Here is a 26,403-nt window from a genome sequence, read left to right as displayed (position 1 = left end):
CGGCCGGCCAGCCGGGCCGGTCAGGCCGGCCCCTGCCGGGCCACGTCGCGTTCGGCGGGGTCGAGGTCCGGCGTGGTGGCCGGCCTGGGGTCCGGCACGGCGGGCGGGAGGGTGATCTGTACCGCGGGCGGCGCGGTGATCTGCGCGGTGATCTGTGCGGCGGGCGGGAAGGTGATCCGCACGGAGGGTGGCGCGGCCGGTGACAGGGAGGGCGGCGTGGCGGGCGGCGCGAGGTTCGCGTCGAAGTACGGGCTCAGCAACGGGCCCAGCGTGGCCGCCATCAGCCGGTCGCCCGGCTCGATGACGCGCCGCGCCCCGTCGAACGGCACCCCCAGCGTGCTGACCGCGCCGGTGACCGGTGACCTGACGACGATCTTCAGCATGTCGTCGATGCCGTTGCGGCGCAGGAAGGTGTCGGCGAAGTCCCGCTCGGGGCCGGTCGCCCGCAGGCGGAGCCGGCCGAGGGTCGCCACGCCGTGGCGGGTCAGGCTGGCGACCCCGTCGCGCGAGGCGAACGGGTTGTTCCAGCGCCAGCGCTCGGCGTATTCCTCCACGAAGGACGGCCGGAACATGGTGAGGTACTGCTCCTCGCCGCCGCCGTCCAGCGCCAGGTATGCGGGGTTCTCGGCCACGAACGCGTCGATCCACCCGAGGTGCACGGCCAGGGCGTCGGCCAGCACCGGGTAGAGCGCCCCCTGCCGAGCCGCGGCCACCTGCTCCAGCACTTTGATGAGCTTTCGGTATTCAAGCTGTTCCACGGTTCCGCCATCGCACTCGTTCGTCGCTTCGGGGGTGGCCGGCACGCCGGGGCCGCAGCGTTCCCGCCTCCTCAAGGATTCCGCAACGAGCGGCCCGCCGCCCATCACTTGACCAAGGAACCCGTCGCGAAAAGCCATCTTCCGCGACGCGCGCCGGTCGGCGGCGACGGCGAACCCGGCAAACACTCCAATCCGCGCCCGTCGCGCCCGCTGACCAGCGCGGACTTCCGGCGGCCCGGCGCCGGCGACGCGCTCTGGCCACCCGCTCCACCGGTGGGTCGGTTTTGCGATCTCGCAATAAAGTATGCGTTATCGCAAGAAAACGCCCGAAGCTGGCGGCATGACACCGACCCCAAGCCAGAACCGCCCCTCCCGCCGCCGCCTCCTCCTCGGCGCCGGCGCGCTGACCCTCTCCCTCGTGGCGGGCGCCGCCGGGTGGAACGTGCTCGGCGGGGCCGCCGGAGCGCCTCCCGCCGCCGCCTCGGCGACCCGGCCGCAGGCGCCGTACGCCGCCGGACCGGCGACCCGGCCGCCCGCGTCCTATGACGCCGCGACGAAGCACGACGCCGCGTTCAACGCGACGTTCGAGCACCGGTTCGCGGAGGCCGGCGGGATGCGCATGCACTACGTCACGGGCGGCCGGGGCCCGGCGCTGGTGCTGCTGCACGGCTGGCCACAGACGTGGTACGAGTGGCGCAAGATCATGCCGGCGCTCGCCAGGCAGCACACCGTCTACGCCCTCGACCTGCCCGGCCTCGGCGACAGCGAGGGAAGCCCGGCGAGCTTCGACAAGAAGACCCTGGCCCGGCACGTCCACGAGCTGCTGCGCGACCGGATCGGGCTCGACCGCTTCGACCTGGTCGCGCACGACCTCGGCGGGGGAGTCGGCTTCCAGTACGTCTCCCAGTTCCCCGGCCAGGTGAAGTCCTACGTGCACATGGACTATCCCCTTCCCGGGCCGGCGCTGCCCGCCGCGAAGTACCGGACCTTCTCCTGGCACATGGCCTTCAACAGCCAGCGGTCGATCCCGGAGAAGCTCGTCGACGACCCGGGCGACGTGCGCGACTACCTGACGGCGTTCTATCCGCAGGTCGCCCACGGCGGGGCGGCGTTCGGCGGCACGCGGACGCGCTCCCCCTTCACCGAGGCGGAGACCGACGAGTACGTCCGCACGTACAGCCGCCCGCACGTCCTGCGCGCGGGGTTCGAGCTCTACCGGAGCCTGGACCAGGACGAGCGCGACAACGCCGCGGCCGCCCCCGTGGACACCCCCACGCTCCTCCTGACGGCCACCGGCTCGCTCGCCGGCACCCGGCCGACGGTGGCGCCGCTGCTGCGCAACGTCACGCGCGCCGTCGAGATCCCCCGGGCGGGGCACTGGCTGGCGGAGGAGAACCCGACGGCCGTGGCACGTGAGATCCTCTCGTTCACCGCCAAGTGACGGCGCGCGGGCAGGTGGGGGAGTCGTCGGCGGTTGTCATCACGCGGAGGTCCTGACCTGTCGCTGAGGGACGGCTGGAGGAGGAGTCGCCAGGAGGACAGCATGACTTTTGGTCAATCACGGAGAGTTGCATTACCCTTGCCTTCCGTGTTCACCGGGTGGTGCGATCCTTCGGAGCGGCAGGTCATGAGCGTTCGAACTGATGGTCCGGGGCGGCGCACGCTGCTCACCGGAGCGGTGTCCCTGACGGCGTCACTGACGGCGGCCTGCCTGGCCGGCTGCTCGACGGTCGGGGCGACCGGCGCGGACCCGTCTCCCGCCCCCTCTCCCGAACCGGCTCCCGACACCCCCAAGGCCGCCTACGAGCGGCTCATGGCGGGCAACGGCCGCTGGGTGGCCAACGCGCTGCGGCACCCGGATCGCGATCCCACCCGCCGGCAACTGCTGGCCACCAGCCAGCAGCCCTACGGGGCCGTGCTGTCGTGCATCGACTCACGGGTGGCGCCCGAGCTGGTCTTCGACACCGGCCTGGGCGACCTGTTCGTCATGCGGAGCGGCGGAGTGGCGGTGGATCCCGTCATCACCGGCTCCGTGGAGTACGGGCCGATGGTCAGCGGGACCCCGCTGATCGTCGTGCTCGGTCACCAGCGTTGCGGCGCGGTCGCCGCCGCCTACAAGGCGCTGCGGGAGGACCGGCCGCTGCCGGGCAACCTCCGGGCGATCATGGACGCGCTGCGGCCGGCGTACGAGGAGGCGGTGCGCGACGGCCGCGCCGACCCCGCCGAGACGATGGCCAAGGCGCAGGTGAAGCTGACCGCCGACGCGCTGCGCGGCAACCGCGACCTGGCGCCGCTGGTCGGCAAGGGGGCCGTGGCCGTGGTCAGCGCGTACTACTCGCTGGACACCGGCGCGGTCGAGATCCTGAACGGCGCGCCCGCCTGACCCCGCCCGCGTGAGCCCGCCTGACCCCGCCCGCGTGAGCCCGCCTGACCGCGCTCGCGTGAGCCCGTGCGCGTGAGCCCGCCCGCCTGCTCTCAGGTCACCAGGCCCTTGCGGTAGGCGTAGACCACCGCCTGCACCCGGTCGCGCAGGCCGAGCTTGGTGAGGATGCGCGACACATACGTCTTGACGGTCTCCTGGCTGATCACCAGGCTCGCGGCGATCTCGCTGTTGGACAGCCCGTCGGCGATCAGGCGCAGCACCTCCAGCTCGCGCGGGGTCAGCACGCCGTCTTCGGGCGTGCCCTCGGTCGGGCGGATGCGGGCCGCGTACCGGCCCACGAGCTGGCGCGTCACCTCCGGCGCCAGCAGCGCCGCGCCGCCGGCGACCGTACGGATGCCGTGCAGGAGCTGCGCCGGCGGCGCGTCCTTGAGCAGGAAGCCGCTCGCCCCCGCACGCAACGCCTCGTAGACGTACTCGTCCAGGTTGAACGTCGTCACCACCAGCACCTTGACCGGGTCGGCCACCCCCGCCCCGGCCAGCAGGCGGGTCGCCGCGATGCCGTCCAGCACCGGCATCCGCACGTCCATCACCACGATGTCCGGCCGCAGCCGGCGGGCCAGCTCGACCGCCGCGCGACCGTCGCCGCACTCGCCCACCACCTCCAGGTCGGGCTGCGCGTCGATGATGGTGGCGAACCCGGTGCGGATCAGCGCCTGGTCGTCACAGACCAGCACCTTCACCGGCGCGCTCACGACGGGCTCGCCACGGGGACGCGGGCCCGCACGACGAAGCCGCCGCCCGCCTGCCGGCCGGCGCTGAACTCGCCGCCCAGGGCGTCCACCCGCTCGCGGAGCCCGGCCAGGCCCCGCCCGCTCCCGCCCAGAGAGGCGCCGGCCCCGGAATCGGAGCCGTCGGTGCCGACCTCCACGCTGATCTCCTTCTCGCCGTAACGCACCCAGACCTCGGTATGGCTGCCGTGGGCGTATTTGAGGGCGTTCGTCAGGGCCTCCTGCACGACCCTGTAGGCCACGAACTCCGCGCCGCCCGCCGCTCCGGCCGACTCGCCCTCCTCCTTGAACTCCACCGGCTGCCCCGCCTGGCGCGTCTGCTCCACCAGCTCGCGCAGTCGGGGGCGGCGGTCAGGTAGCGGGCGGCCTCGGCCTGCACCACCATCGCCGTGACGTGGTGGGTCACCACGTCGTGCAGCTCGCGGGCGATGCGGGTGCGCTCGGCGGCGCGGGTGGCCTCGGCGACGTGCCGGCGGCGCTCGGCCTCGGCCGCCCGCGTCGAGCGCAACCAGGCGCCGATCCCCCAGGCGAGGGCCAGCGCCAGGTAGAACATCGCGATGTCGGCCAGCGTCTCGTTCGAGCCGAGCCGGTCGAGCACGACCACGAACGGCACGTACGCGGCGGAGAGGAGGATCACGATGGCGCGCCGGTGGCGTTCCAGATGGGCGCCCGCGCTGATGAGCGCGATGGGCAGCGCCGTGCCCCCCACCGCGTGATAGGCGAAGAGCTGGTCGAGGACGAAACCGAGCGACACCAGGACGAGACTGACGGCCGGCCACCGCCGCCGCACGGTGAGCGGGAGGCATTCGAGGGCGACCACCGCGACGGCCAGCGCGTCGTAGGGGCGGGCCGGCATGTCGCCGATCTCCGTCCCCCGGCCCTGGAACGCCGGCATGAGCGAGGCGACGGTCAGCAGCAGCGCGAACGGGAAGTCCCGCACCGTGACGTCACACCGCTGCCACAGAGCCGGGAGCCGACGGAGATCGATCACTCAGGAGAGCGTAGCGGTTGCGCCGGGTTCGTCGTGCTTGTCCCCCGTGAGAGCTACCGGCGAATGTCCACCGTGCGGTGACGCTCGGCCCGCCCCCGAATCCCTAGCGTTACTGCGTGGCCACGGCAGTCCGGCCGCATCACCACGACACCGCCGCCGGGCGGAACCGCCAGGCGCCGCTCCTTTCGCCGTTCTTTCACTGGAGGACACATGCTCGCCAAGGTCAGGGCATCCGTAGTGACCGCACTCTGCTGCACCGCGCTCGGCGCCGGGCTCACCGGCTGCAGCGGCGAGTCGCTGGAGAACTGGGACCCCATGGCCCCGGCGACCTCGCGGAGCGCGGGCGCCGCCCCCATCGACGGGACCGAGAAGATCAAGGTTGCGGGCCGGTCGGTGAACGTGTCCTGCGCGGGCGACCAGGAGAAGGGCAAGCCGGTCGTCGTCCTGCTGCACGGCGCGGGCGACGGGCTGGACAAGCTGGCCGCCCTCCAGAAGGCGCTGAGCGGGAAGAACCGGGTCTGCTCCTACGACCGGCTCGGCTCGGGTGCGAGCGACCAGCCCGAGGGCCCGCAGGACCTGGCCGGCGTGGGGAAGACCCTGACCGGCGTGCTCGACCGCGTCGCCGGGGACGCCCCGGTCGTCCTGGCCGGGCACTCGCTGGGCGGGCTCATCGCCGCCAGGTACGCCCCCGACCACCAGGACAGGGTCAAGGGGCTGGTCCTCATGGACGCCACCTCGCCCACCATGGCCGACGACATCGCCAAGGCCATCCCCGAGTCGGCCAAGGGCCCGGCGGCCGAGCTGCGCGCGCAGAACCTCGCGGTGTTCCAGGGCAACAACCCCGAGAAGCTGGCCATCCCGGACGGCAAGGTGCGCCCCGCCGGTGACATCCCGGTGGAGGTGATCCAGCACGGCAAGCAGTACCTCGCCGAGGTCCCCCAGTACGGGCAGCGTCTGGAGCGGGCCTGGGCCGAGGGCCAGCGCAAGTGGCTGGCGATCTCCGGCGGCAGCAGGCTGAGCACGGCCGCGAAGAGCGCCCACTACATCTACGTCGACGAGCCGGAGGTCGCCGTCAAGGCCATCGAGCGCGTCGCCGCCCAGGTCGCCGCCCAGGTCGCCGGCCAGGTCGCAGGCCAGAAGACCGCCGGCTGACCGGCGGCTCCGTCATCGCCCGCCCGGTGATTCCCCAGCGTCCTCCGGGGTAGCAGCCGTCACATGAACGCGCTCGGACACATGGCTCTGACCTGGGGCACTGACGTGGCTGGTCGCGTGGACGTGGTTCGGCGACGGTGAGGGGTGGCCATGGAACGGCCGTGGACGTCCTTGGCGAGGTCGGGACTGGCGGCGGGCTTCGGCACGGCGGCCCGGTTGCGACGGGGGCGGCCGCTGCACCCGTCCGGGCTCGTCCTCGACGCGCACCTGCGCCTGCACGGGATGCGGCGACCGTGTGGCGTCCCCTTCCTCGACCAGCCGGCGGACCTGCGCGGCATCGCCCGGCTGTCCCGCTCCGTCGGGGTGCCGCCGCCGCTGCCCGACATCCTCGGCATCGCGTTCCGCTGGCGGCAGGACGACACCACGGCCGAGCTGCTGCTGGCCACCACGGGCCACGGCCCGCTGGGACGACGCCTGCTGCGGCCCGCGGTCCGGTGGACGGGCATGTACGGGTGCCTGTTCCCGTACCAGGCGGGTGACCGGAGGGTGCTGCTGGGCGCGGTGCTGCACACGCCGGGCGCGCTGCCCGCCACGTTCGGCGCGCCGGCCCGGGCCGCCGAGTCCGGCCCGCTCGTGCTCGAACTCCTCGCCGCCGCCCCCTCGGGGCCGTGGCGGCCCTTCGGCCAGGCCCACCTGTCCGCCCCGGCGCTGCCGGACGACGAGCACCCGACCCGCTTCAACCCCCTCCGGCACCCGATCCCGGGGCTGCGCCCCGCCGGCTGGCTGAACGAGGTCCGCGACGCCGCCTACACCGCCGCCCAGCAGGTGCCCGACCACCCGGAGAACGACCCCCGCACCCGTACGTCACCACTCCATCCGATCCACTGATCGGCCACGAGCCCCGGCACCCGCCGCGCCCCAGGCTTTCGAGTCAGGCGCTTTCGGTGTGGATGAGGGTCAGGTGGCGGGTGCGGCCGACCGTGTGGTGGAGGCGGTCGAGCAGGATGCCCTCGCGCAGAGCCCAGGGGCAGATGCGGACGGACGGGAGGTTCAGGGCGGTCAGGGTGGCGTCGGCGACGATGGCGCCCGCGAGGATCTGCCGGGCGCGGGCGGCCGAGACGCCGGGGAGCCGGGCGCGTTCGGCAGGGGTTCTGCGGGCCAGGAGGTCGATGGCCGCGGGCAGGTCGGCGCGGCGCAGCTCGCGGGCGACGTAGGGACCGTGCTCGGCCTTCGGGGCGCCGCACAGGCGGGCGAGCTGGGAGAACGTCCTGGATGTGGCGACCGGGGTGGCGGGGCCGGCGCGGTGCCTGGCGGAGATCTCGCCGATGCCCTGGGCCAGCACCGACTCCACGTACTCGCGCAGCCGCCTGCGGTGCTTCTTCTTCACCCGGTCCGGGTCCGGCAGGCGGTGGCGGGTCAGCCGGCCGGCGCCCAGGGGGAGGGACAGCGCCAGCTCCGGGGTCTCGCCGCTGCCGTACGCGAGCTCCATCGAACCGCCGCCGATGTCGGCCAGCAGGATGGGCCCGGCGGACCAGCCGTGCCAGTGCCTGGCGGCCAGGAACGTCAGCCTGGCCTCCTGCTCGGCCTGGAGGTAGCCGACGCGGACGCCGGTGACGGCCCGGATCTCGGCCAGGATCGCGTCGCGGTTGGCGGCGTCGCGGACGGCCGCGGTGGCGTACGGCACCAGCTCCTGCACCCGGTGCCGGGCCGCGACGGCGGCGGCCTCCGCGACGGCCTCGGTCAGCCGGTCGATCGCCGCCCGCGCGACGACCCCCTCCCTGCTGGTCGCCTCGGCCAGCCGGACGCGGCGCTTCAGCGTGGCCACCGGTTGCGGCGGGTAGCCCGCCCTGAGGTCGGCTATGCGCAGATGTGCGGTGTTGCTGCCGATGTCGAGCACGCCTAGTCGCATGGCCCAGGCGCTACCCCGTCGCCGGCGCGGGCAATCTTCGTTTCCGCGTCCCGGCGATCGCCGCTCGGGATGACTGGTGGTTGACGTTCGCCGCCGCGGGCAGGCGGGGTTCTGATCCCAGGATGCTCGTGCCGGCCCGATGGCCGGCTGCTCGGTCCGGCTCGCGGTGGTACCCCTGGCTATACCGCTGTTGGGGCGTACGCGGGAACGACGGGGAGGGTTCGCGGCTGATGTGCTGGGCGCTGTCCGTCAAGCGCTCCCCAAGGGAACTGAGAATGGCCGTCAACAGTCAGCCCGCCACCGAGCAGCACCCCGGCCGGGCCGGGTTCACCGGCTTCGTCCGCCGCCGTCCGCTGGTCAGCTTCTTCCTCCTGGCCAACGTGCTGAGCTGGATCGTCTGGCTGCCCTACGTGCTGTCGGCGAACGGCCTCGGGGTCCTGGACTTCCGCTTCCCCGTCCTGCTCGGCACCACGCAGTTCCTCGGGGTCCTGCCCGGCGCCTACCTCGGCCCCATCTTCGCCGCCTACCTCGTGACCAGGATCACCGAAGGCAAGGAGGGCGTCCGCCGCTGGATCGGGCGGATGACCAAGTGGCGGGTGAGCTGGGTCTGGTACCTCGTGACCGCCCTCGGAGTGCCCGCCGCCATCATCCTCACCGCCGCCGCGGTGGCCGACGGAGAGGTGCGCCTGCCGCCGGTCGTGGTGCTGGTCGCGTACGTGCCCGGGCTGCTGCTCCAGATGGTCACCACGGGGCTCGCGGAGGAGCCCGGCTGGCGGGACTTCGCCCTGGCCCGCATGCAGGACAAATTCGGCCCGCTGGGCGCCACCGTCATCCTCGGCCCGCTGTGGGGCGTCTGGCACCTGCCGCTGTTCCTGAGCGAGTGGGGCGGGTGGCCGGACGTCACCTGGGCGCGGGCCGGCATGTTCCTCGGCTTCACCTGCATGTTCAGCGTGGTCGTGACCTGGGTGTTCAACCGGACCGGGCAGAGCCTGCCGCTGGTCATGCTGCTGCACGTCAGCGTCAACAACTTCATGTCGATCGCGTACACGGACATGTTCCCCTCGCTCGCCACCCCCGACCAAGCGAGCCAGGTCACGCTGCTCGCGGGCACCACGGCGGCCGTCCTGGTGCTCATCGCGACCCGCGGACGCCTCGGCTACCGGCGGGAGGTCGGGCGCCGCGCGGGAGGCTGCGGGAGGTCGGGCGCCGCGCGGGAGGCTGCGGGAGGTCGGGCGCCGCGCGGGAGGCTGCGGGAGGCCGGGTGAGCGGGCGAGGGGCCGGTGGCCGGTCCCTCGCCCGCTCCGCGGCGGTCGCGGCTACTCGAAGTCGTCGGGGTTGAGCTCTTTGAGCCGCTTGAAGGCTTTGCCGTCCTCGTCGTCCTCGTCTTCTTCGTCCTCGTCCTCGTCGTCGGGCCCGCCGCCGTCGGGGGTGACGCCCGGGGTGGTGCCCGCCGGACGCCGCGACGTCTCCTCCTCCGCCGGGGTCAGCGGCGCGCCGGCGGTCTCCTCGCTTCCGCCGCGTTCGGTCGGCTGGTCTTTCCCGTTCTGTGGCCGGCTGGTCATGTTCGCCCCTTCGAGCTGCTGGCACTCCGCGTCGTTCGCGCGGTCCTCCCTGGGGCTTCCCGGGCGAATCTCCACCTCTTCCCGTACGAAGCGCCGGATTTGGTAAGGATCGGGCACCCGCGGGGCTCCCGGTGCGGGGCGCGACCTCGTTCGGGGCGGGTCGCGGGGGATGCTAGGCTGCCGCTGTCGGAGTTGGATCTCGGATGGAGAGGGAGGTGAGGCTTGATGACCGCGGTGAAGACCGCTGCCGTGTGCAGCGCCCGGACATTCCTCACGTCCCGGGCCCCGGTCTGACCCACCTCTTCCCCGTGCCCGAGCCGTCCGGCTCGTCGGGCGCGGCTGGTTCCGTGCGTCTCGTCGGGGCCCCTTCCCGCAAGGTGTCTCACGTTGCCGAACTTCTTCACCGATCCTTCCGGTGCCGATCTGTCCCGGTACGGATGGACGGAATCACTCGACCACTCCTTCGCCGCACACCGCGCGGCCGGCCTGGTGCCGGCCCGGATCGCCCGCGTCGATCGCGGCCGGTGCGACGCGATCACCGAATCCGGCCCCGTACGCGCCGATCTCACGGCGCTGTACTCACCGGACCCGCTCCTCGCCCCCTGCACCGGTGACTGGGCGGCGCTGCGTCCCGGTCCCGAACCGGCCCTCGTGGCCCTGCTGCCACGCCACGGCACGATCGTGCGCGCGTCGGCGTCGCGCTCCTCCCACGGGCAGGTGCTGGCCGCCAACGTCGACACTGTCGTCGTCGCCGTCCCCCTGACCGCCCCGCCGGCCGCCGCCCGGCTGGAGCGGCTGCTGGCCCTGGCCTGGGACAGCGGCGCCACGCCGCTGATCGTCCTGACCAAGGCCGACCTGGCCGACCTGGCCGGCCCCGCCGGCGTCGCCGCCGCGCAGAGCGAGGCGAGCGCGCTGGCGCCGGGCGTGGACGTGCTGGTCACCAGCGTGGCCACCGGCCAGAACCTCGACGTGCTGGCCGCCAGGCTGACGGGCGGCACCACGGTCCTGCTCGGCTCGTCGGGCGCGGGCAAGTCCAGCCTGGGCAACGCCCTGCTCGGCGAGCGGCGGCTGGACATCGGCGAGGTGCGGGCGCAGGACGGCAAGGGCCGCCACACCACCGTCCGCCGCGAGCTGGTCCCGCTGCCCGGCGGCGGCGTCCTCATCGACACGCCCGGCCTGCGCACGATCAGCCTGTACGACGCCGCCGACGGCCTGGAACAGGTCTTCGCCGAGATCGAACGGCTGGCGACCGGCTGCCGCTTCGGCGACTGCGCGCACGAGACCGAGCCGGGCTGCGCCGTCCAAGCCGCCATCGAGGCGGGCGAGCTGCCCCGGCGCCGCCTGGACAACTATCGCAAGCTGCAACGCGAGAACGCCTGGGCGGCCTCGCGGGCCGACGCCCGGCTACGGGGCGAGCGTACCGACCGGCAGAAGGCGATCACCAGCCATCTGCGCGCGACCTACAAGTTCAGGGACCGGCAGTCATGACCGATATCCCCACCCCGGCCCCAGCGGCCGGGCCTGGCCCCGGCCCGGACGACAACACCTCACCCACTATCCCCACGAACGCCGCAACCTCTGGGCACGGCGCGGGCGGTGATGCCGTCGTGGCGGCGTTCTTCGCCCTGCACGCCGGCCTGCCCCGGCAGGGGCCGGGCTCCGACGCGACCACCCGCCGCCTGCTCGCCCTGGCCGGGCCGCTTCCGCCGCGCCCGCGCGCGCTGGACGTCGGCTGCGGGCCCGGCCGCGCCTCCCTGGTGCTGGCCGAGCAGGCCGCCGCCGAGGTCACGGCGCTCGACCTGCACCAGCCGTTCCTCGACGAGCTGACCCGCGCCGCCGCCGCCCGGGGCGTCGGCCACGCCGTGCGCACGGTGCGGGCGTCCATGGCGGACATGCCCTTCCCCGATGAGAGCTTCGACCTGATCTGGGCGGAAGGCTCCATCTACCATCTCGGCTTCGACCTGGCGCTGCGCTCCTGGCGGCGGCTGCTCGCCCCCGGCGGCGCCATGGTCGTCACCGAATGCGAACGGGCCACCGGCTCCCCGTCCGCCGCGGCGCGGGCGTTCTGGGAGAGGAACTACCGGCTGCGCACCCGCGACGAGAACGTCGCCGCGGCCCGCGCCGCCGGATACGCGGTCGTCGCGGTGCACCCGCTGCCCGACGACGACTGGTTCGAGGAGTACTACACGCCGCTGTCCGAACGGGCCCGCGCCGCCGACCCGGCCGTGGCCGGCATGCGCGAAGCGGTCGCGGCCACCCTCGAAGAGATCGCCATGCGCCGCGAGCACGGCGCCGACTACCAGTACACCGGCTATGTCCTGCGTCCGCGGGCGAGCACAGAAACGGACGTGAACCACCGATGAGCACTTCCTGGATCACCAGCCCCGAGACCCCCGCCGACCTCGCCGGGATCCGGGAGGTCAACCTCGCGGCCTTCCCCACCTCGCAGGAGGCCGACCTGGTCGAGGCGCTGCGCGCCGACCCGGCCGCCTGGCTGCCGGGCCTGTCGTGGGTCGCGCGGGAGCCGGACGGCTCCGTCGCCGGCTTCGCGCTGCTCACGCGCTGCCACGTCGACGACGCCCCGGCCCTCGCGCTGGGCCCGTGCGCCGTACGGCCCGAGATCCAGCGCAGCGGCGCCGGCTCCGCGGTCATCCGCGCGGCCCTGGACGCCGCCCGGGAGCAGGGCGAGAACCTGGTCCTGGTCCTCGGCCACGCCGAGTATTACCCGCGCTTCGGGTTCGTCCCGGCCTCGCGCCACGGCATCAGGCCGCCCTTCGAGGTCGAGGACAAGTACATGATGGCGCTCGTCTTCGACCCGGCCCTGCCGGTGCCGGCGGGCACCATCCGCTACCCGGCCGCGTTCGGCGTCTGACCGCCCGCGGGCCTGCCCGGCCCGGGTCCGGCGGCGCACCACCGCCGCCGGGCCACCCGGGCGGGCCCGAGGGCGCGCCCCGTGGCGGGCGTCACGCCGCGGACTTGACGGCCGTCCCCGTCGTGCTGTTCGTGCGGATGACGGGACGGCGCCGGGCCGGCATCCCGAACATCGGGTTGGCCACGCTCCAGGCGGCGCCCTTGCAGACCAGCTCCTTGTAGACGGCGGCGAGCCGGCCGGTCAGGACCGCGGACAGGGAGCGGTCGTCGGCGGTGACGTACTGGATCAGGCCCTCCTTGCGGCCCAGCGAGATGCACTGGTTGAAGTAGCGCAGCGGCGCGTTCGGGAGCTTCCCGCCGGTCAGGCGCGCGGCGATCGAGTCGGCGGCCTGCCAGGCGGTCGGCGTGCCCGAGGCGCACGACATCCGCAGCGGCTTGTCGCCGGGGCCCATCGCCATGGCGGCGTCGCCGATGGCGTACACGTCCGGGTGCGAGACCGAGCGCATGGTCCTGTCGACCACGATCTGGCCGGTGCCGGTGACCTCCAGGGCGGTCGCCCGCGCGATGGGGTGGACGGCGAAGCCGGCGGTCCACACGGTGACCGCGGCCGGGAGGTCCCTGCCGTCGGCCGTGGAGACGCCGCCGGCCGTGACGCGGGTGACGGCGGCGTGCTCGTACGCGGTGATGCCGAGCTTGGCGAAGACCTTGCGCAGGTGCGCGCGGCCCTTCGGCGAGAGCCACTCGCCGAGGCCGTCACGGGCGGCGAGGGCGACCTTGAGGTCCGGGCGGGACTCGGCGATCTCGGTCGCGGCCTCCAGGCCGGTGAGGCCGCCGCCGACGACGAGCACGCTCTGCCCGGCTTCCAGGGAGGCCAGGCGCTCGCGCAGCCGGAGCGCTCCGGGGCGGCTCGCGATCTCGTAGGCGTGCTCGGCGGTCCCGGGAACGCCCTGCGGGTTCCAGCCGCTGCCGAGGGCGTAGACCAGGGTGTCGTACGCCAGCTCCTCGGCGCCGGCGCCGGCGCCGGGCCCGGGCGTGATGGACTCGGCGTCGGCGCCCGGCTCGGGGGTGGTGGGGGTGATGGTGACGGTCTTGCGGTCGACGTCCACGCCGGTGACCCTCGCGACCCGCACCTCGACGCCCGTGCCCGCGAAGATCTCGCTGAACGGCCGCGGCTTGAGGTCCTGGCCGGCGGCCAGCTGGTGCATGCGGACGCGTTCCACGAAGTCGGGCTCGGCGTTGACGAGCGTGATGGCGACGTCTTCGCGGCGCAGCCGCCTGGCGAGGCGGCCGGCGGCGATCGCTCCGGTGTATCCGGCTCCGAGGACGATGATGCGGTGCTGCATCTTCTTGCTCCTGTCTCGCGCGGTTTTGCCCCTTGAACCGGGCAGCCCGCCGATTCCTGACAGGAACGCGGTGTGAAGCACCTCACACCCGCACCTCGCGCCCGCACCTCACATGGGGGTCACCAGATGGTGAGCAGCGGCTCCCCGTGGTCGGTGGCGGCCCACTGCTCGGTCGCGCGCTGGAGCTTGTCGGGGTTGACCTGGTGCCGGAACGCGGCGATGCCCTCGGGGGTGATCTCCAGGCACATGACGCCGACGACCCGGCCGTCCAGGACGGCCACGAGGGCGGGGGCGCCGTTGGCGGGCCAGATGTAGAGCTCGGGCGAGCCGCCGACGATCGCGCGCTTGGCCACGCCGGGCGCGAACAGGCCCCGCAGGAACGTCGCGACCGCGCCGGCGCCCTCGAACGCCTTGGCGCGGGCCGGGACCTTCCCGCCGCCGTCGCCGACGGAGACGGCGTCGGCGGTGAGCAGGCGTACGAGCGGCTCGGTGCGGCCGGTGACGGCGGCGGCCAGGAACTCCTCGACGATGCGCCGCGCGGCGGCCTCGTCGACCTCGGCGCGGGCCCTGCCGTCGGCGACGTGCCTCTTGGCACGGTGGTAGAGCTGCTGGCTGGCGGCCTCGGTGAGGTCGAGGATCTCGGCGATCTCGCGGTGCGGGTAGTCGAAGGCCTCCCGCAGCACGTAGACCGCCCGCTCGTTGGGCGACAGGCGCTCCATGAGGGCGAGGACGGCGTACGAGACCGACTCGCGCTGCTCGGCCGTGTCGGCGGGGCCGAGCATCGGGTCGCCGGCGAGCAGCGGCTCGGGCAGCCACTGGCCCACGTAGGTCTCGCGGCGCGCCCGCGCGGAGGTGAGCTGGTTGAGGCACAGGTTCGTGAGGACCTTCGTCAGCCACGCCTCGGGGACCCCGACGCGCTCGACGTCGGCGGCCTGCCAGCGCAGGAACGTCTCCTGCACGGCGTCCTCGGCCTCCGCGGCGGAGCCGAGCAGCCGGTAGGCGATGGCCTCCAGCCGCGGCCTGGCCGCCTCGAACCGGTCGACGTCCTGCACGCTCAGGGGCATGCCCCGATCCTAAGAGTCGCGCCCCGCCCGCGGCACCCCGTCTCCCCGGCGGGCAAGGGCTACACGGAGGAGGAGGCCGGGGCCGCCGCGCGGGCCGGCTCCCCGGCGGCGGCCGGTGGCGCGGAGGAGGAGGACCGGCTGGTCATGCCGGCCGCCTGGCTGCGCGCGCTGCACCCGCGGCGAGGCGGCGTGCGCGTTCCCGCGCAGCGGCCCGACCCCGGCGCGCCCAAGGAGCTCGCCAAGAGGCTCGCCGAGTGCCGCCAGCGTCTCCTCGACTCGCTGGCCAGGTGCCCCGACCCGGAGCTCGCCACGGCCGGCGCGGCCTACCTGGCAGGCCGGCCCACCGCCACCCCGCTGGGCGCCGCGGTGATCACCAAGATCACGGCCGCCATCCTGCAGTGGGACGACCGGAAGGTGCTGCCGCTGTTCGCCGAGACCTGGCTGGGCGAGCGCGGCCCGCTGTTCGCGGCGCTGGCCGTGACCGAGCTGGCGGCGATCGAGAGCTACGCCGACGAGCACGCCCTGCTGGTCCGGCGGCTGTCCGACGGCGCATCCCCCGGACACTGGTACGGCTGGGGCCGCATCGAGCTCGTCCGGCGGGTCCGCGCCGCCCTGGTGGCCGCGTCAGGCCGGGCCGGATCTGCTGTCGTCCAGGGGGCGGGTGACCGGGCTCAGCACGCCGGTCGCGGCGGCGTGACCCACCTCGAAGGCGGTGTGCAGGAGGGCCGGGTCGCTCTCCAGACGGCTGATCCCCGGCGAGGTGTCCGGCGGACGGATGGACAGGATCGCGGGGCCGTCGCTCAGGGACGGGCCGTCGCGGTCGTGCTCGGCCAGGAGCAGGTCGTCGGCGGCGAGCCGGGCGGCCCGCGCCAGGAACGCCGTGCGCAGCGCCGGCGTGTGGCGGCGCAGGCCGACGCCGGTGACCAGGCGCGACCCCCAGGACGGCGCCGTGCGGGCCGGGGCCCGGTCGACCAGCCGGCGCGAGCGCAGGACGAGCACGTGGGTGGCGCCGTCGCGCAGGGCCTGGCGGAAGGGGATCGACTCGGCCACGCCCGCGTCGTACAGGAGCCGGTCGCCGATCGGCACGGGCGGGCCGGCCAGCAGCGGCAGGGCGGCGCTGGCCCGCAGGGCGAGCCGCAGGGCGCGCTCGTCGGTGAGCGACGGTCGCAGGTCCACCGCCTCGCCCGTCAGGACGTCGGTGGCGAGCGGATGGAACTCGATCGGGGAGGTCAGCACGGAGGCGAAGTCGAGCGGGAAGTCCCGGACGTAGACCGTCTCGACCAGGCTCCGCACGTCCACGACGGGACGGGCGCGCAACACGTTGCCCCGGCGGATCAGCGCCCTGGCGAAGACGGGGTCGGTCCAGCCGCGCAGCCCCTCCGGACGCGTGCTCAGCAGCCAGGCCCCCGAGATCGCCCCCGCCGAGGCGCCGTAGACGGCGTCGAACAGCGGCAGCAGGCCGAGCTGCTGGATCGCCAGCGCCATGCCCGCCGACACCGTGCCCCGCATCCCGCCGCCCTCGATGGCGAGGGCGACCCGGTGCCCGTCGGTCCGCTCGCCGGGCCGGCTCGCCTCGGCGGCGCGGCGCGCGAGCACCGTCAGCATCCGGTGCCGGCTCCTGTCCACAACGCTCTCCTGGGGATACGGGGTCGAAAAGGACCACGACAGACTACGCGACCACCTCGCGCCTCCCTCGCCCCCGGGGCCCCCGGCGGGGTCCAGGTTGGGGTGCTTGGGAGTGTTGTGACGGGTGTGCCGCAGAATGGGGTGATGGCACACCCTCAGCAGCCCTATCCCCAGGGGCCCGGTGGACCGCAGGGCCCCCAGGGGTACGGGCCGCCACCCGGCCAGGGCGCCCCCGGCTACGGCCCACCCCAGCCGCCCGGCCACCCCGGTCAGCCTGCCTCTTCAGGTCACCCCGGCCAGCCTGGCCATCCAGGCCAGTACGGCCAGAACCCGGACCCCTACGGCCGGCCCGGCCCGTACGGTCAGCCGCACGGCCAGAACCCCGGCCCGTACGGCCAAGGCCGGCCTCATGGCCAGCCGCCAGGCCCGTACGGCCAAGGCCGGCCGCACGACCAGAACCCGGGCCCGTACGCCCAGAACCCAGGCCCGTACGGTCAGACGCCGGGCCCGTACGGCTACGGGAACCACCCCGGGCCGCCCCCGGGTCCTCCCCCGGGTCCTTCGCCGGGCAACCGCAACAACCCCGTGCTCATCGGCGTGATCGTCGCGCTGTCGGCGCTCCTCCTGATCGGCGGCGGCGCGTTCGGCGCGTACGCCTTTCTCGGCGACCCCGGCCCCGCGCCCACCACGATCGCCCAGCCCAGCACCTCGCCCACGTCCGCCCCGCCGTCGGACCCGCCCTCGTCGGACCCGTCCCCGTCGGCCGGCCCGACCGGCTCCCCGGAGCCCGAGCCCGCCGAGCCGTCCGCCACTTCCAGTGACACCTCGGCAGGCCCCCTACGGCACACCGAGTTCGGCAACTGGAACTACTCGCTGAAGGGCGAGAAGTACGCGGCCCGCAAGGTCGGCGGCTGGACGTACGACTCGTGCGACCCGGTGGACCCCGAGGGCGTCATGGCCGACAACGACTGCCGGAGCGCCATCCAGCTCGCCTACACCGCCTACGGCGGGAACGTCAGGGCGGTGCAGGTCATCCTGTCCTTCCCGAACAGCTCCGATGCCAAGAAGACCGCCGACCGGCTGCGGAACTCCGCCGACAGGAAGGTGGGCTGGCGCAGGAGCAGCGCCCACAGCAGGTACGCCTACGGCGCGGTCTACTCGGGCTCGTACCTGAACTACGTGGTGGTCACGGTCGTCACCGCCAACGAGTCGGGCAGGTCCAAGGCCAGGAAGTTCCACACCGCGATGCAGGCCGACCGCGGCGTCTACTTCTTCCTGGGCCGCCGGGACGAGCGCCCCGTCACGAGCTGACCGGCGCGCGGGCCACCTCCGAGGGTGGCTCAAGCGAGGGGGCGGGTCGGCCGGGGGCGGTCAGCCGAGCGCGGCCCAGCCGAGGGTGGCCGAGTCGCGGAGGGGGCGGGGCGGGTCAGTCGAGGGCGGCCCAGTCGCGAAGGGGCCGGGGGCCTTCGAGCACGGTGTCCTCGTAGGCGCGGTCGGTGACGCGGATCTTCATGTACCGGGCGCCGGAGAACACCCAGTAGTCGTTCCGCTCGCCCGGCACGGGCATCGCCGCGTCGATCCCCTGGCGGAACGCGGGGACCTTGCCGAAGGTGCCGGGCCAGCCGTCGAGCCCCGACGGGCCGATGGTGACGCTGCCGGCGGGGCCTTCGCCGTCCAGTGTGGTCCGCACGTACCGGTCGCCCGCGAACACCCAGTACTGGTCCGGGTCGTCCGGCGTGCGCATCACCGCGTCGATGCCCTCGTCGGCGAGGTCGCCGAAGGCGTCCCGCCAGTCGCTGAGCGGCCGCGGGCCGGCCACCAGCGTGTCGTCGTACCCCTGGTCGGCGCCGGCGATCCGGATGCGGATGTACTCGCTTCCGGAGAACACCCAGTACTCGTCCCGAGAGCCGGGGACGCGCAGCGTCGCGTCGATCCCGTCCCGGAACCCCGGCAGCTCCCCGAACGTGTCCTGCCACGCCAGCAGCGGCGAGGAGGGCAGCAGGAGCTGCCGCACCGGGTAGCCCGAGGCCGCGAGGCTGACCCGGACGTAGCGGTCGCCGGAGAACATCCAGTAGTGGCCGGGGGCGTCGAGATCCGGGTCGCCGGGCACCGGCAGCACGGCCTCGACGCGGACCGGCCCGCCGGTGACCGGCACGGAGGGACTCGCCGTCCCGGCCCCGGCGTCGCCCGACCTGCTCGCCGTCGCGCCCGCGCCGTCGCTCGTGCCGCCGGCGACGCCGCCTCCCGCGCGGGTCATCAGCACGCCGCCGGTGACGACGGCGGCGAGCAGGACGGCGGCGGAGGCCGCCGCCAGGGCGAGCCGCCGCCGGCGCCGCGCGGAGCCGGCCCTCGGTGCCGCCACCGGCACGTCGAACGGAGAGCCGGCCCGCGGCGCCGCCACCGACGGGTGGGACGCGGGGCCGGACCGCGGTGCCGCCACCGGCGGGTCGGACGCGGGGGCGGGTCCCGGTGCCGTCGCCGGCCGGTCGGGTGCGGTGGGCGCCGTCGTGCTGAGGGGCCGCAGCAGGCGGCTCGCCTCCGCCGCCGGCGGGCGGTCGGCCGGGTCCTTGCGCAGCAGCGCTTCGAGCGCGGGACGCAGCGGCCCGGCGGCGGCCGGGAGCTCGGGCGGTTCCGTGGCGATGGCGTGGAGCACGCCGGCGGGCTCGGGACGGGCGAACGGGGTGCGGCCGGACAGCAGCCAGCACAGGGTGACCCCGAGCGAGAACAGGTCGCTGGGCGGACCCACGGGCCGGTGGCCGAGCCGTTCGGGGGCGATGTAGTCGTAGGAGCCCACCACCGCGCCGCTCTCGGTGAGCGCGTCGGCGCCGGTCAGGGCCGCGATGCCGAAGTCGCACAGCACCACCCTGCCGTCGCGGCGCAGCAGCACGTTGGCCGGTTTGACGTCCCGGTGCAGCGCCCCGGCGGCGTGCACGGCCTCCAGGGCGGACAGGAGCTGCAAGCCGATCCCGGCGACCTCGGCGGGGCTCATCGGCCCGGCGGCGGCGACGCGCTCGGCCAGGGAGGGCCCGTCCACGAACTCCATCACCAGCCACAACCGCTCGTCGTGGGTCACGAGGTCGTAGACGTTGACGACGTTCGGGTGGGAGATCCGGGCGATGGCGTGCGACTCCCGGTGCGCCCGGGCGGCCTGGTCGGCGCGGGCCGCGCCGCCGCTCCGGAGGTGCATCTCCTTCACCGCGACGGTGCGGCCGAGGAGCCGGTCGTGCGCGCGCCACACGGTGCCCATGCCCCCGCTGCCGAGGCGGTCCTGCAGCACGTACCGGTCAGAGAGCACGCGGGGCCTCCTGGTCGTCTGGCACGGAGGCAGCCTCCTCGTCGTCGGGCACGGGGGCAGCCTCCTGGTCGTCGGGCACGGGGGCAGCCTCCTGGTCGTCTGCGGGTCATGCGGTCAAAGGATCTGTTCCTGCCTACAGAAGATCATCGGTCCGCGCGCGGAAAGCTCATAATCTTCACATCCCCCGACAGCTCGCGCGCCCCGGCGGGACGGCCGCCGCCACCCGCGCCCGGAGCCTCCTCAAGGGTCTGACCTGCGGATTCGCGTACGCTGGGCGGCGATGGAGATCTTCCACCTGCGGTACTTCGTCGCGGTCGCCGAGCACCTGAGCTTCTCCGCCGCCGCGCGCGGCCTGCACATGGCCACCTCGCCGCTCAGCCGGCGCGTGCGCGACCTGGAGGGCGAGCTCGGCGTGCGGCTGTTCGACCGCGACCCGCACCACGTCGAGCTGACCGAGGCCGGCGCGGCGCTGCTGCCCATCGCCAAGGACGTGCTGGCCCGCTTCGACGACCTGCCGTGGCGGCTGCGCCAGGCGGTCCAGGAGGGCCGGCCCACCGTGTACGTCGGCGTCCCGCCGGTCCTGCACCCCCGGCTGCGCGAGCGGCTGGCCGTGCTGGAGCGGCGGGCCGCCCACCTGTGCGAGCTGAAGCGCTGGCCGGGCGGCAGCGCCGACCTGCTGGCGGGGGTGCAGCGGGGCGAGCAGGTCGCGGCGCTGGTGCACCTGCCGGTGGGCGCCGAGGGGATCGAGGTGCGCGAGGTGCTGCGCGAGCCGCTGGGCGCCGTGCTCCCGGCCGCCGCGTTCGCCGGGCGCGCGTCGGTCTCGCTGCGCGAGCTGACCGGGTACGCCTACGTCACGCCACGTGGCCTGCCGCCCTACTTCGAGCAGCTCGCGGTCCGGCTGAAATCGGCCGGAATCCGGCGGCGGATCATTCTGGAGACCGCCGACTATGCCAGCACCAGCGAAATGGTGGCCAACGGCGCGGCGTTTTCCATTTCCTTTCTCGACGCCGCGAGCCCGCTCGGCAGGCTGCGCCCGGAGAACGTCGTGACGGTGCCGTTCGAGGATTTCCGGCCCGAGCTGACCACCGGCCTGATCTGGCGGGCCGACCGCGTCGACCGGCCGGAACTCGCCGAGTTGCTGCGCCTGGCGCAGGAGGTGCTGCCCGACCCGGCGGCGTGACCGGCGCGGTCACGCCATTGTTCGCCAGTTGGTGTCATTACCGCTTTGGGGTTCGGGGGCGCCCGCGCCTACCATAGTTAGCGGGACTAATTATCTGCCTATGGGAGGTCGTGATGGCACAGACCGGAAAAGGGCCGCTGGCCGGCGTCCGGGTGGTGGATCTGGCGACCGTGGTCATGGGCCCGTACGCCGCCCAGATCCTCGGCGACCTGGGCGCGGACGTCGTCAAGATCGAGTCGCCGCGCGACACCGTACGCGCCGGCACCGTGTGCCGCACCCCGGGGATGACCCCGCTGCACCTCAACGTCAACCGCAACAAGCGCAGCGTCGCCCTCGACCTCAAGGACGACGAGGGCCGCGCGCGGGCGCTCGACCTGATCGGCCGGGCCGACATCCTCGTCACCAACATGCGCATCGGCGCGCTGCGCCGGCTGGGGCTCGACTACGAGAGCCTGGCCGAGGCGCATCCGGCGCTGATCTACGCGCACGCCCAGGGGTTCCGGCCGGACTCCGACCGGGCCGGGCTGGCGGCCTACGACGAGACCGTGCAGGCCGCCTCGGGCCTGGTGGACGTGGCCGAGCGCAGCGGCGACATCGGCGCGCCCGTGGTGCTGCCGAGCATCTTCGCCGACAAGGTCGCCGCGCTCACCATCGCCTACTCCGTGCTGGCCGCGCTCGTGCACCAGCGCGCGACCGGGCAGGGGCAGCTCGTCGAGGTGCCGATGGCCGACACGCTGCTCGCCTTCAACCTGGTCGAGCATCTGCAGGGGCGGACGTTCGAGCCGCCGCTGGGGCCCACCGGGTTCACGCTGTCCATGGTCAAGGGGCACCGGGCGCGGCCGACCAGGGACGGGCTGGCGATGATCGTGCCGTACACGCCGGGCAACTGCCGCGACCTGTTCGCCGCCGCCGGGCGGCCCGACCTCGCCGGGCACCCGCTGGTCAGCGGGGACACGCTGGACATGCGCCGGCACGGCGAGGAGATCAGCCGGATGATCGAGGCGGCCACCCCGGCGCTGACCACCGCCGAGTGGATGGAGGTCTGCGCCAAGCACAACATCCCGGTCGCGCCGGTGCTGCGGCTGGAGGAGGCGGCGGACGACGACTACGTACGCGGCGGCCACCTGCTCGACCTGGCCGAGCACCCGACCGAGGGCGCGTACCGGCAGATCGGCGTCCCGGTGGGCTTCTCCGCCACCCCGGCCTCCGTGCGGCGCCACGCCCCGCGCCCCGGCCAGCACACCGCCGAGGTGCTCGCCGAGCTCGCCCGGGCCCGCGACGCGAGCTGAGCACGCCACCCGCCCGCCCCGAGATCAGATCAAGCAGATGGAGACGCCGATGCCCCGGCACATTGACACCGACCCCGACTTCTTCGGCTTCCAGGAGCTGCTCGCCCCCGCCGAGCGCGCCGAGCTGGCGGCCGTCCGCGACTACCTCGAACGCGAGGTCAAGCCGCTGGTGAACCCGGCCTGGGAGAGCTCGCGCTTCCCCATGGAGGCGATCGGGAAGTTCGCCGAGCTGCGCCTGGCCGGATACGCCTTCCCGGAGTTCGGCGACGGCCGGGAGCGCGGCCCGCTGTTCTCCGGCTTCCTCACGCTGGAGCTCACCCGCGTCGACCCGTCGTTCACCGTGTTCTCCGGCGTGCACACCGGCCTGGCCATGGGCAGCATTCACGGCGGCGGCGACGAGGAGCAGCGCCGCCGCTGGCTCCCCGACATGGCCGCGATGCGCAGGATCGGGGCGTTCGCGCTCACCGAGCCGGAGGGCGGCTCCGACGTCTCCGGCGGCATGCGCACCACCGCCCGCCGCGAGGGCGGCGCCTGGGTGCTGGACGGCGCCAAGCGCTGGATCGGCAACGGCACGTTCGCCGACCTCATCGTCGTGTGGGCCCGCGACGTGGCCGACGGCCAGGTCAAGGGCTTCGTGGTCGAGCGCGGCACGCCCGGCCTGAGCACCGCCAAGATCGAGGGCAAGATCGCGCTGCGCACGGTGCAGAACGCCGACATCGTGCTGGACGGCGTGCGCGTGCCCGAGTCCGACCGGCTGCAGCGCGTCAACGGCTTCCGCGACGTCGCCAAGGTCCTGGCCAAGACCCGTGGCGGCGTGGCCTGGCAGGCGCTCGGCATCGCGATGCGCGCCTACGAGCTGGCCCGCGAGTACGCCGTCACCCGCCGCCAGTTCGGCAAGCCCATCGCCTCCTACCAGATGGTCCAGGACCTGCTGGTCAAGATGGTCGGCAACGTCACCGCGATGTTCGGCATGGCCGTCCGGCTCAACCAGCTCGTCGCCGCGGGCCGCGCCACCGCGCAGCAGGCGGCGCTGGCCAAGGCCGTCACCACCACCCGCATGCGCGAGGTGGTGGCCTGGGCCAGGGAGCTGTTCGGGGGCAACGGCATCGTGCTGGAGCACGAGATCGCCAAGCTCTTCGCCGACGCGGAGGGCGTCTACTCGTTCGAGGGCTCCCGGGAGATGAACACCCTGATCGTCGGCAAGTCGATCACCGGGATCAGCGCGTTCGCCTGACGGCCCGGCCGATTGAACCCGGCTCATGACGCGGCCCGTACCTCTCAGGAGCAACCAATCCGGCCTCACCGAAGAGGCACCGAAAGGGCCGACCATGAACAAGCGCACCCTCGCTCTTCCCGGCCTGGCCGTCGCCACGGCTCTGATCGCCACCTCCGTCACCCCGGCCGCCGCGCGGTCGGGCGCCACCCCCGTCTATCTGGCCGCCTCTCTGACGGGCGCGAACGAGGTCCCCGTCCCCGGTGCGAAGGTCGGCGACAAGGACGGCGGCGCGCTGGCCGTCTTCCGCGTCCACGGGCAGCGGGTGGACTACGCGGTGCGGTGGCACGGGGTGAAGGCGCCCAGCGGGTTCCACATCCACCGGGGCGCGGCGGGCCGGAACGGCGAGGTGAAGATCCCGTTCTTCGCCAAGGCGCTGCCCGCCCAGCTCCACGCCGTCAAGGGCACGGTCATCGTCAAGGACCGCGGCCTGCTCGGCCGCATCCTCGGCAACCCGCAGAACTGGTACGCCAATCTGCACAACGCCGAGTTCGGCGGCGGCGCCGTGCGGGCGCAGCTGCACCGGGTCCGGCCGGTGTCCATGGAGTCGGTGCTCGCGCACGGGTTCGGCCGCACCCTGACCACGCAGGCCGACGGGCGGCAGGAGGTCCGCGCGCCCGGCACGAAGGTCGGCGACGCCGACGGCCGCGCCGCCTGGCTGGTGCAGCCGGAGGGCCGGCGGGTCTGGTTCGCCGCCGCCTGGAAGCGGATCGCCGCGCCGACCGCCGCGCACATCCACCGCGCCCCGAAGGGCAAGAACGGGCCCGTCGTCGTGCCCTTCTTCGAGGCCAAGGGCGGCCTGCCGGCCGGCGTCACCGGCCTGGCGGGCAGCACCACGACGTCGGCCGCCGTGGCCCGCCGCATCTGGAACAACCCCCGCAACTGGTACGCCAACCTGCACAACGCCCAGTTCCCCGGCGGCGCGGTACGCGGCCAGCTCCACAGCGGCGACTGGTGATCGCCGAGCCTTCGCGGCGGCGGCTGGTGATCGCCGAGCCTTCGCGGCGGCGGCTGGTGATCGCCGAGCCTTCGCGGCGTCCGACCGTAGGGGGACCTCGGGTATCACCACGGGTGGATGCGGACGCAACGCCCCTGTTCCTACGATGGGCGGGTGCTGACCTCCCGCCGGTTGACCTCGGCCTGCTGGCGCTGCTCGTGGGGCTGTCGTGGGCGCAGGCGATCATGCGTGGCTGTGGCTGCGCCTGGCCGTTCGCCGGTGGGGGCGCCTTGTTCGTGCTCGGTCTCGTCATCGTGCGCACCACGCCGGGCCGGGCCGCCGAGGTGGCCGGGCTGCTGGCGCCCGCGGCCATAGCGGCGCTGACCGGGCTCGCCGTCAACAGCGTCGGCTGGTTCGTGCTGGTGCTCTCCATCGCGTTCGCCGCGCTGACCCTGCGGCTGTGGCCGGGCATCGCCATGTGGCTCGCCTCGCTCGCCGTGGTGGTCGCGGCCGCGTTCACCTCGCCCGACCCCGGCTGGCCCAACTGGATGGCCGCCGTCACGCTCGTCTTCTGGGGCACCTGGGCCGCCCGCTACCGCACCGAGGTGAGCGAGCGGCTGCACCGGGCGGAGAGCGCCGCCACCGCCGCGGCGGCCCTGGCCGAGCGGCAGCGCCTGGCCGCCGACCTGCACGACATCGTCGCCCACACGCTCGCCGTGACCGTGCTGCACCTGGGCGGCGTGCGCCTGGCGCTCGAACACGACCCGAAGGAGGCGGCGGCGGGGATCGCCGAGGCCGAGCGCCTGGCCAGGCAGAGCATGGCCGAGCTGCGCAAGGTGGTGCGGGTGCTGGCCGAGGAGGAGGGCGCGGGCTCCGCCGTGGTCGCCCCGCAGCCCACCGCGCCCCGGCTGCGCGAGCTGTTCGACGAATACCGCACGGCGGGCCTGGAGCTGGAGTCGAGCGTCGAGGGCGAGCTGCCGGTGGTCGGCCCGACGACCGGCATGGTGCTCTACCGGCTGGTCCAGGAGGCGCTGGCCAACGCCAGCCGCCACGCCCCCCGCTGCCCCGTCGCGGTGCGGCTGCGCGTCTCCGAGGAGGGCGCCGTGCACGCCACCGTCACCAACCCCCTGCCCGGCCGCCCGCCGCGCCACAATGGCGGCATGGGACTTCGCGCGATGGCCGACCGGGTGCGCATGGTCGGCGGCCACGTCACCGCCGGCCCCGAGGGCGACGACTGGGTCGTCCGGGCGGAGCTGCCCGCATGATCTCGGTGGTGCTGGTCGACGACCAGGAGCTGGCCAGGGCGGGACTGCGCACGATCCTGCGCGAGCCGTACGGGTTCGACGTGGCCGGTGAGGCGGCCGACGGCCGGGCCGCGCTGGCGGAGGTGGCGCGCGTGCGGCCCGACGCGGTGGTCATGGACATCCGCATGCCGCACATGGACGGCGTCGAGGCCACCCGCGCCCTGCTGGCCGCTGATCCGGCGACCCGCGTCCTGGTGCTGACCACGTTCGGGGAGGACGCCGTGCTCGCCGCGGCGCTGCGGGCCGGCGCGTCGGGGTTCTGCCTCAAGGACGCCCCGGCCGAGGACATCCAGCGGGCCGTGCGCGCGGTCGCGGCGGGCGACGGCTGGCTCGACCCCGGCGTCTGCGGGCGGGTCCTGCGGCGTTACCGCAACGACCCGGTGACCGACCCCGACGCCGTCCGCAGGCTCGGCGACCTCACCTCCCGCGAGCTCGACGTGCTCCGGCTCGTCGGACGCGGGCTCACCAACGCCGAGATCGCCCGGCGGCTCGTGGTCGGCGAGGGCACGATCAAGACCCACGTCGGCCGGATCTTCACGAAACTGGCGGTGCGCGACCGCGCGGCGGCGGTCGTCTTCGCCTTCGACCACGGCGTGGTCCGCCCGGGGGAGCCGCCGGCTATGCCCGGGGGCTGACCCCACGTTCTGCTCCCGGCCAGACGACAGGCCGGGGGGCCGT

The 26,403-nt window shown here is 74.3% G+C and carries 24 protein-coding genes and 1 pseudogene; 15 read left to right on the top strand and 10 right to left on the bottom strand.

Going from position 1 to position 26,403, the window contains the following annotated elements:
- Positions 1-20: 20 nt before the first annotated feature.
- Positions 21-758, bottom strand: a complete 738-nt coding sequence (locus tag IO39_RS37810) for a hypothetical protein (RefSeq protein ID WP_157549512.1) — start codon at positions 756-758, stop codon at positions 21-23.
- A 340-nt stretch (positions 759-1,098) separates the two neighbouring features.
- On the opposite strand from IO39_RS37810, the gene IO39_RS37805 reads away from it, so the two are divergent.
- Both IO39_RS37805 and IO39_RS37800 read left to right on the top strand, forming a co-directional pair.
- Positions 1,099-2,199, top strand: a complete 1,101-nt coding sequence (locus IO39_RS37805) for an alpha/beta fold hydrolase (RefSeq protein ID WP_043634246.1) — start codon at positions 1,099-1,101, stop codon at positions 2,197-2,199.
- 186 nt (positions 2,200-2,385) lie between these two features.
- The gene (locus tag IO39_RS37800) at positions 2,386-3,141 is read left to right on the top strand and encodes a carbonic anhydrase (RefSeq protein ID WP_211267307.1); all 756 of its coding nucleotides are present in this window, start codon (positions 2,386-2,388) and stop codon (positions 3,139-3,141) included.
- 92 nt (positions 3,142-3,233) lie between these two features.
- On the opposite strand, the gene IO39_RS37795 is transcribed toward IO39_RS37800, so the two are convergent.
- Together IO39_RS37795 and IO39_RS37790 are read right to left on the bottom strand one after the other, a co-directional pair.
- Positions 3,234-3,893, bottom strand: a complete 660-nt coding sequence (locus IO39_RS37795; RefSeq protein ID WP_043634243.1) for a response regulator — start codon at positions 3,891-3,893, stop codon at positions 3,234-3,236.
- Positions 3,890-4,920, bottom strand: a pseudogene (locus IO39_RS37790) (sensor histidine kinase). The gene IO39_RS37795 and the pseudogene IO39_RS37790 overlap by 4 nt, the downstream one beginning before the upstream one ends.
- Before the next feature lie 210 nt (positions 4,921-5,130).
- Here IO39_RS37790 and IO39_RS37785 point away from each other — a divergent pair.
- Both IO39_RS37785 and IO39_RS37780 read left to right on the top strand, forming a co-directional pair.
- On the top strand, positions 5,131-6,072 hold the full coding sequence (locus IO39_RS37785; protein WP_052423887.1) for an alpha/beta fold hydrolase: 942 nt from the start codon (positions 5,131-5,133) through the stop codon (positions 6,070-6,072).
- A 150-nt stretch (positions 6,073-6,222) separates the two neighbouring features.
- Positions 6,223-6,960, top strand: coding sequence for a hypothetical protein (locus IO39_RS37780; RefSeq protein ID WP_052423886.1), 738 nt, complete (start codon positions 6,223-6,225; stop codon positions 6,958-6,960).
- 43 nt (positions 6,961-7,003) lie between these two features.
- Here the strand turns inward: IO39_RS37780 and IO39_RS37775 are convergent, their stop codons facing one another.
- Positions 7,004-7,981, bottom strand: a complete 978-nt coding sequence (locus tag IO39_RS37775) for a Ppx/GppA phosphatase family protein (RefSeq protein ID WP_052423885.1) — start codon at positions 7,979-7,981, stop codon at positions 7,004-7,006.
- Between the two features lie 275 nt (positions 7,982-8,256).
- Between IO39_RS37775 and IO39_RS37770 the strand changes: the two genes are divergently transcribed.
- On the top strand, positions 8,257-9,246 hold the full coding sequence (locus tag IO39_RS37770) for a CPBP family intramembrane glutamic endopeptidase (RefSeq protein WP_084774173.1): 990 nt from the start codon (positions 8,257-8,259) through the stop codon (positions 9,244-9,246).
- Between the two features lie 51 nt (positions 9,247-9,297).
- On the opposite strand, the gene IO39_RS37765 is transcribed toward IO39_RS37770, so the two are convergent.
- Entirely contained in the window at positions 9,298-9,543 is a 246-nt protein-coding gene (locus IO39_RS37765; RefSeq protein ID WP_157549509.1) for a hypothetical protein, read from the bottom strand.
- Positions 9,544-9,930: 387 nt separating this feature from the next.
- Between IO39_RS37765 and rsgA the strand changes: the two genes are divergently transcribed.
- The 3 genes from rsgA to IO39_RS37750 are packed head-to-tail and all read left to right on the top strand — an operon-like array spanning position 9,931 to position 12,415.
- Positions 9,931-11,031 (top strand): ribosome small subunit-dependent GTPase A, encoded by a 1,101-nt coding sequence (gene rsgA, locus IO39_RS37760; protein ID WP_043634238.1) that lies wholly within the window; start codon positions 9,931-9,933, stop codon positions 11,029-11,031.
- Positions 11,028-11,906: a class I SAM-dependent methyltransferase gene (locus tag IO39_RS37755; protein ID WP_084774171.1), complete on the top strand. Its 879-nt coding sequence runs from the start codon at positions 11,028-11,030 to the stop codon at positions 11,904-11,906. Before rsgA ends, IO39_RS37755 begins: the two co-directional genes overlap by 4 nt.
- Positions 11,903-12,415 carry a GNAT family N-acetyltransferase gene (locus IO39_RS37750; RefSeq protein WP_043634236.1) on the top strand — a complete coding sequence of 171 codons (513 nt, stop codon included), beginning with the start codon at positions 11,903-11,905 and terminating at the stop codon, positions 12,413-12,415. Before IO39_RS37755 ends, IO39_RS37750 begins: the two co-directional genes overlap by 4 nt.
- A 91-nt stretch (positions 12,416-12,506) precedes the next feature.
- Here IO39_RS37750 and IO39_RS37745 read toward each other — a convergent pair whose 3' ends face one another.
- The 4 genes from IO39_RS37745 to IO39_RS59205 form a co-directional block, all read right to left on the bottom strand.
- A complete protein-coding gene (locus IO39_RS37745) occupies positions 12,507-13,757 on the bottom strand; it encodes an NAD(P)/FAD-dependent oxidoreductase (protein ID WP_043634234.1) in 1,251 nt (416 codons plus the stop codon).
- A gap of 119 nt (positions 13,758-13,876) precedes the next feature.
- On the bottom strand, positions 13,877-14,821 hold the full coding sequence (gene sigJ / locus IO39_RS37740) for an RNA polymerase sigma factor SigJ (RefSeq protein ID WP_043634232.1): 945 nt from the start codon (positions 14,819-14,821) through the stop codon (positions 13,877-13,879).
- Positions 14,822-15,445: 624 nt separating this feature from the next.
- The gene (locus IO39_RS37735; RefSeq protein ID WP_211267306.1) at positions 15,446-16,447 is read right to left on the bottom strand and encodes a patatin-like phospholipase family protein; all 1,002 of its coding nucleotides are present in this window, start codon (positions 16,445-16,447) and stop codon (positions 15,446-15,448) included.
- A gap of 282 nt (positions 16,448-16,729) precedes the next feature.
- Positions 16,730-16,897, bottom strand: a complete 168-nt coding sequence (locus IO39_RS59205; RefSeq protein WP_157549506.1) for a hypothetical protein — start codon at positions 16,895-16,897, stop codon at positions 16,730-16,732.
- A 135-nt stretch (positions 16,898-17,032) separates the two neighbouring features.
- Between IO39_RS59205 and IO39_RS37730 the strand changes: the two genes are divergently transcribed.
- Positions 17,033-17,758, top strand: coding sequence for a hypothetical protein (locus tag IO39_RS37730; protein ID WP_043634229.1), 726 nt, complete (start codon positions 17,033-17,035; stop codon positions 17,756-17,758).
- Positions 17,759-17,873: 115 nt separating this feature from the next.
- Here IO39_RS37730 and IO39_RS51375 read toward each other — a convergent pair whose 3' ends face one another.
- The gene (locus tag IO39_RS51375) at positions 17,874-19,742 is read right to left on the bottom strand and encodes a protein kinase domain-containing protein (protein ID WP_052423882.1); all 1,869 of its coding nucleotides are present in this window, start codon (positions 19,740-19,742) and stop codon (positions 17,874-17,876) included.
- Positions 19,743-20,022: 280 nt separating this feature from the next.
- On the opposite strand from IO39_RS51375, the gene IO39_RS37720 reads away from it, so the two are divergent.
- The 6 genes from IO39_RS37720 (at position 20,023) to IO39_RS37695 (ending at position 26,360) form a co-directional block, all read left to right on the top strand.
- The gene (locus tag IO39_RS37720; protein ID WP_043634227.1) at positions 20,023-20,922 is read left to right on the top strand and encodes a LysR family transcriptional regulator; all 900 of its coding nucleotides are present in this window, start codon (positions 20,023-20,025) and stop codon (positions 20,920-20,922) included.
- A 113-nt stretch (positions 20,923-21,035) separates the two neighbouring features.
- On the top strand, positions 21,036-22,211 hold the full coding sequence (locus IO39_RS37715) for a CaiB/BaiF CoA transferase family protein (RefSeq protein WP_043634224.1): 1,176 nt from the start codon (positions 21,036-21,038) through the stop codon (positions 22,209-22,211).
- Positions 22,212-22,260: 49 nt separating this feature from the next.
- Complete coding sequence (locus tag IO39_RS37710; RefSeq protein WP_043634317.1) at positions 22,261-23,445, top strand: acyl-CoA dehydrogenase family protein; 1,185 nt, start codon at positions 22,261-22,263, stop codon at positions 23,443-23,445.
- Positions 23,446-23,539: 94 nt separating this feature from the next.
- Positions 23,540-24,442 (top strand): CHRD domain-containing protein, encoded by a 903-nt coding sequence (locus tag IO39_RS37705; protein WP_052423881.1) that lies wholly within the window; start codon positions 23,540-23,542, stop codon positions 24,440-24,442.
- Positions 24,443-24,555: 113 nt separating this feature from the next.
- Entirely contained in the window at positions 24,556-25,686 is a 1,131-nt protein-coding gene (locus IO39_RS51370) for a sensor histidine kinase (protein WP_157549503.1), read from the top strand.
- Positions 25,683-26,360: a response regulator transcription factor gene (locus IO39_RS37695; protein ID WP_043634221.1), complete on the top strand. Its 678-nt coding sequence runs from the start codon at positions 25,683-25,685 to the stop codon at positions 26,358-26,360. The genes IO39_RS51370 and IO39_RS37695 overlap by 4 nt, the downstream gene beginning before the upstream one ends.
- The last annotated feature ends 43 nt before the right edge of the window (positions 26,361-26,403 follow it).

This window comes from Nonomuraea candida, from assembly GCF_000725485.1.
Lineage (GTDB): Bacteria > Actinomycetota > Actinomycetes > Streptosporangiales > Streptosporangiaceae > Nonomuraea > Nonomuraea candida.
The sequence above is the reverse complement of the archived record's forward strand: the minus strand, read 5'-3'. Positions and strand labels throughout refer to the sequence as shown.

Excerpts from the sequence above, each read along its gene's own strand:
- IO39_RS37805 (WP_043634246.1), top strand. The coding sequence starts at position 1,099 with ATGACACCGACCCCAAGCCAGAACCGCCCCTCCCGCCGCCGCCTCCTC.
- IO39_RS37800 (WP_211267307.1), top strand. The coding sequence starts at position 2,386 with ATGAGCGTTCGAACTGATGGTCCGGGGCGGCGCACGCTGCTCACCGGA.
- IO39_RS37785 (WP_052423887.1), top strand. The coding sequence starts at position 5,131 with ATGCTCGCCAAGGTCAGGGCATCCGTAGTGACCGCACTCTGCTGCACC.
- IO39_RS37780 (WP_052423886.1), top strand. The coding sequence starts at position 6,223 with ATGGAACGGCCGTGGACGTCCTTGGCGAGGTCGGGACTGGCGGCGGGC.
- IO39_RS37775 (WP_052423885.1), bottom strand. The coding sequence starts at position 7,981 with ATGCGACTAGGCGTGCTCGACATCGGCAGCAACACCGCACATCTGCGC.
- IO39_RS37770 (WP_084774173.1), top strand. The coding sequence starts at position 8,257 with ATGGCCGTCAACAGTCAGCCCGCCACCGAGCAGCACCCCGGCCGGGCC.
- IO39_RS37765 (WP_157549509.1), bottom strand. The coding sequence starts at position 9,543 with ATGACCAGCCGGCCACAGAACGGGAAAGACCAGCCGACCGAACGCGGC.
- IO39_RS37755 (WP_084774171.1), top strand. The coding sequence starts at position 11,028 with ATGACCGATATCCCCACCCCGGCCCCAGCGGCCGGGCCTGGCCCCGGC.
- IO39_RS37750 (WP_043634236.1), top strand. The coding sequence starts at position 11,903 with ATGAGCACTTCCTGGATCACCAGCCCCGAGACCCCCGCCGACCTCGCC.
- IO39_RS37745 (WP_043634234.1), bottom strand. The coding sequence starts at position 13,757 with ATGCAGCACCGCATCATCGTCCTCGGAGCCGGATACACCGGAGCGATC.
- sigJ (WP_043634232.1), bottom strand. The coding sequence starts at position 14,821 with ATGCCCCTGAGCGTGCAGGACGTCGACCGGTTCGAGGCGGCCAGGCCG.
- IO39_RS37720 (WP_043634227.1), top strand. The coding sequence starts at position 20,023 with ATGGAGATCTTCCACCTGCGGTACTTCGTCGCGGTCGCCGAGCACCTG.
- IO39_RS37715 (WP_043634224.1), top strand. The coding sequence starts at position 21,036 with ATGGCACAGACCGGAAAAGGGCCGCTGGCCGGCGTCCGGGTGGTGGAT.
- IO39_RS37710 (WP_043634317.1), top strand. The coding sequence starts at position 22,261 with ATGCCCCGGCACATTGACACCGACCCCGACTTCTTCGGCTTCCAGGAG.
- IO39_RS37705 (WP_052423881.1), top strand. The coding sequence starts at position 23,540 with ATGAACAAGCGCACCCTCGCTCTTCCCGGCCTGGCCGTCGCCACGGCT.
- IO39_RS37695 (WP_043634221.1), top strand. The coding sequence starts at position 25,683 with ATGATCTCGGTGGTGCTGGTCGACGACCAGGAGCTGGCCAGGGCGGGA.